Source organism: Kineococcus gynurae (assembly GCF_042433995.1).
Taxonomy (GTDB): Bacteria; Actinomycetota; Actinomycetes; order Actinomycetales; family Kineococcaceae; genus Kineococcus; species Kineococcus gynurae.
The window spans coordinates 1-3,103 of the sequence record NZ_JBHLUI010000005.1; the positions used below are offsets into that span (position 1 = coordinate 1).

1 protein-coding gene and 2 pseudogenes are annotated in these 3,103 nt (G+C 50.2%); all 3 read left to right on the forward strand.

The window, feature by feature from the left end:
• Positions 1-32: 32 nt before the first annotated feature.
• Positions 33-200, forward strand: a pseudogene (locus tag ACFFKU_RS04750) (sugar-binding domain-containing protein); the annotation flags it as partial.
• A 911-nt stretch (positions 201-1,111) separates the two neighbouring features.
• The gene (locus ACFFKU_RS04755) at positions 1,112-1,972 is read left to right on the forward strand and encodes a broad-spectrum class A beta-lactamase TEM-116 (RefSeq protein ID WP_000027050.1); all 861 of its coding nucleotides are present in this window, start codon (positions 1,112-1,114) and stop codon (positions 1,970-1,972) included.
• A 935-nt stretch (positions 1,973-2,907) separates the two neighbouring features.
• Positions 2,908-3,006 (forward strand): annotated as a pseudogene (locus ACFFKU_RS04760) (hypothetical protein); the annotation flags it as partial.
• Positions 3,007-3,103: the final 97 nt, after the last annotated feature.

Below are 3,103 nucleotides of genomic sequence, written 5' to 3' on the forward strand. Positions count from 1 at the left end.
ATAAAGCTTGCCTTGAGTGCTTCAAGTAGTGTGTGCCCGTCTGTTGTGTGACTCTGGTAACTAGAGATCAGGAAAACCCTGGCGTTACCCAACTTAATCGCCTTGCAGCACATCCCCCTTTCGCCAGCTGGCGTAATAGCGAAGAGGCCCGCACCGATCGCCCTTCCCAACAGTTGCGCAGCCTGAATGGCGAATGGCGCCTGATGCGGTATTTTCTCCTTACGCATCTGTGCGGTATTTCACACCGCATACGTCAAAGCAACCATAGTACGCGCCCTGTAGCGGCGCATTAAGCGCGGCGGGTGTGGTGGTTACGCGCAGCGTGACCGCTACACTTGCCAGCGCCCTAGCGCCCGCTCCTTTCGCTTTCTTCCCTTCCTTTCTCGCCACGTTCGCCGGCTTTCCCCGTCAAGCTCTAAATCGGGGGCTCCCTTTAGGGTTCCGATTTAGTGCTTTACGGCACCTCGACCCCAAAAAACTTGATTTGGGTGATGGTTCACGTAGTGGGCCATCGCCCTGATAGACGGTTTTTCGCCCTTTGACGTTGGAGTCCACGTTCTTTAATAGTGGACTCTTGTTCCAAACTGGAACAACACTCAACCCTATCTCGGGCTATTCTTTTGATTTATAAGGGATTTTGCCGATTTCGGCCTATTGGTTAAAAAATGAGCTGATTTAACAAAAATTTAACGCGAATTTTAACAAAATATTAACGTTTACAATTTTATGGTGCACTCTCAGTACAATCTGCTCTGATGCCGCATAGTTAAGCCAGCCCCGACACCCGCCAACACCCGCTGACGCGCCCTGACGGGCTTGTCTGCTCCCGGCATCCGCTTACAGACAAGCTGTGACCGTCTCCGGGAGCTGCATGTGTCAGAGGTTTTCACCGTCATCACCGAAACGCGCGAGACGAAAGGGCCTCGTGATACGCCTATTTTTATAGGTTAATGTCATGATAATAATGGTTTCTTAGACGTCAGGTGGCACTTTTCGGGGAAATGTGCGCGGAACCCCTATTTGTTTATTTTTCTAAATACATTCAAATATGTATCCGCTCATGAGACAATAACCCTGATAAATGCTTCAATAATATTGAAAAAGGAAGAGTATGAGTATTCAACATTTCCGTGTCGCCCTTATTCCCTTTTTTGCGGCATTTTGCCTTCCTGTTTTTGCTCACCCAGAAACGCTGGTGAAAGTAAAAGATGCTGAAGATCAGTTGGGTGCACGAGTGGGTTACATCGAACTGGATCTCAACAGCGGTAAGATCCTTGAGAGTTTTCGCCCCGAAGAACGTTTTCCAATGATGAGCACTTTTAAAGTTCTGCTATGTGGCGCGGTATTATCCCGTATTGACGCCGGGCAAGAGCAACTCGGTCGCCGCATACACTATTCTCAGAATGACTTGGTTGAGTACTCACCAGTCACAGAAAAGCATCTTACGGATGGCATGACAGTAAGAGAATTATGCAGTGCTGCCATAACCATGAGTGATAACACTGCGGCCAACTTACTTCTGACAACGATCGGAGGACCGAAGGAGCTAACCGCTTTTTTGCACAACATGGGGGATCATGTAACTCGCCTTGATCGTTGGGAACCGGAGCTGAATGAAGCCATACCAAACGACGAGCGTGACACCACGATGCCTGTAGCAATGGCAACAACGTTGCGCAAACTATTAACTGGCGAACTACTTACTCTAGCTTCCCGGCAACAATTAATAGACTGGATGGAGGCGGATAAAGTTGCAGGACCACTTCTGCGCTCGGCCCTTCCGGCTGGCTGGTTTATTGCTGATAAATCTGGAGCCGGTGAGCGTGGGTCTCGCGGTATCATTGCAGCACTGGGGCCAGATGGTAAGCCCTCCCGTATCGTAGTTATCTACACGACGGGGAGTCAGGCAACTATGGATGAACGAAATAGACAGATCGCTGAGATAGGTGCCTCACTGATTAAGCATTGGTAACTGTCAGACCAAGTTTACTCATATATACTTTAGATTGATTTAAAACTTCATTTTTAATTTAAAAGGATCTAGGTGAAGATCCTTTTTGATAATCTCATGACCAAAATCCCTTAACGTGAGTTTTCGTTCCACTGAGCGTCAGACCCCGTAGAAAAGATCAAAGGATCTTCTTGAGATCCTTTTTTTCTGCGCGTAATCTGCTGCTTGCAAACAAAAAAACCACCGCTACCAGCGGTGGTTTGTTTGCCGGATCAAGAGCTACCAACTCTTTTTCCGAAGGTAACTGGCTTCAGCAGAGCGCAGATACCAAATACTGTTCTTCTAGTGTAGCCGTAGTTAGGCCACCACTTCAAGAACTCTGTAGCACCGCCTACATACCTCGCTCTGCTAATCCTGTTACCAGTGGCTGCTGCCAGTGGCGATAAGTCGTGTCTTACCGGGTTGGACTCAAGACGATAGTTACCGGATAAGGCGCAGCGGTCGGGCTGAACGGGGGGTTCGTGCACACAGCCCAGCTTGGAGCGAACGACCTACACCGAACTGAGATACCTACAGCGTGAGCTATGAGAAAGCGCCACGCTTCCCGAAGGGAGAAAGGCGGACAGGTATCCGGTAAGCGGCAGGGTCGGAACAGGAGAGCGCACGAGGGAGCTTCCAGGGGGAAACGCCTGGTATCTTTATAGTCCTGTCGGGTTTCGCCACCTCTGACTTGAGCGTCGATTTTTGTGATGCTCGTCAGGGGGGCGGAGCCTATGGAAAAACGCCAGCAACGCGGCCTTTTTACGGTTCCTGGCCTTTTGCTGGCCTTTTGCTCACATGTTCTTTCCTGCGTTATCCCCTGATTCTGTGGATAACCGTATTACCGCCTTTGAGTGAGCTGATACCGCTCGCCGCAGCCGAACGACCGAGCGCAGCGAGTCAGTGAGCGAGGAAGCGGAAGAGCGCCCAATACGCAAACCGCCTCTCCCCGCGCGTTGGCCGATTCATTAATGCAGCTGGCACGACAGGTTTCCCGACTGGAAAGCGGGCAGTGAGCGCAACGCAATTAATGTGAGTTAGCTCACTCATTAGGCACCCCAGGCTTTACACTTTATGCTTCCGGCTCGTATGTTGTGTGGAATTGTGAGCGGA

What these genes read in the sequence shown, in the direction of transcription:
- ACFFKU_RS04755 (WP_000027050.1), top strand. Translation starts at nt 1,112, where the DNA reads ATGAGTATTCAACATTTCCGTGTCGCCCTTATTCCCTTTTTTGCGGCA.